1 protein-coding gene is annotated in these 737 nt (G+C 65.5%); it reads right to left on the minus strand.

The window, feature by feature from the left end; translation table 11 throughout:
* Positions 1-38 precede the first annotated feature (38 nt).
* On the minus strand, positions 39-737 hold a 699-nt coding region (locus A5706_RS35180; protein ID WP_068128792.1), incomplete at its 5' end, for a Gfo/Idh/MocA family protein.

A 737-nucleotide genomic window follows, 5' to 3' on the forward strand; every position in this document is an offset into this window, starting at 1 on the left:
GCCCTCTCGACTGTCGACTGGCGCGGCGTTCATGGCGTTTACGCCGGTTCGCGGAGCGAGAGACCGGCGGCGCGGTAAATCGTATCGATGACGGACATGTTCTCGATCGCGCCTTCCGGCGTCGTCTTCACCGGTTCGCCGCGCAGCACCGCCGCGGCGAAGGCCTCGAGCTGGTACGCATAGCTGGTGCGGCGCGGGAAGCGCTCCACCCGCTTGCCGTCGGCCGAGCGGATCGTGAGCCGGGGCAACAAGTGCGGAGCAGCCGGACTGAGGTAACGCAGCCGGCCGCGATCCCCAACCACCTTGGCGCTCGCCCAAAACAGGTTCGACGACCACAGCGCGCAGTGCAGGCGGCCCGTGTGCCCGCCGGCGAACCGCAATTCGGCCGTCATAGCCCGGTCCACTTCGGGACCGCCCAGTTTCGCACGAGCCGAAACGACTTCCGGGGTCGAACCGCCGAACGTACGGAGCATGTCGACCGTATAGCTTCCGTCGGTCATCAGCGCGCCACCGGCAAGGGAGTAGTCGTAGATGTTGCTATTTGAACGCTTCGGCAGCAATACGCATAAGGAGACGTCGATCCGCTCGAGCTTGCCCAGCTCGCCTGACGTGAGAATCTGCTCGACGCGCGAAGTCAACGGATGGTAGCGGTATTGGATTGCCTCCATGACGACGCGATCTGACTTCGCGGCCAGCTCGGCGATGTCGCGGGCCTCGGCGGCATTGGCGGTGAACGG

Source organism: Mycobacterium sp. E796, from assembly GCF_001672815.1.
In the GTDB taxonomy this organism is placed as follows: Bacteria; Actinomycetota; Actinomycetes; order Mycobacteriales; family Mycobacteriaceae; genus Mycobacterium.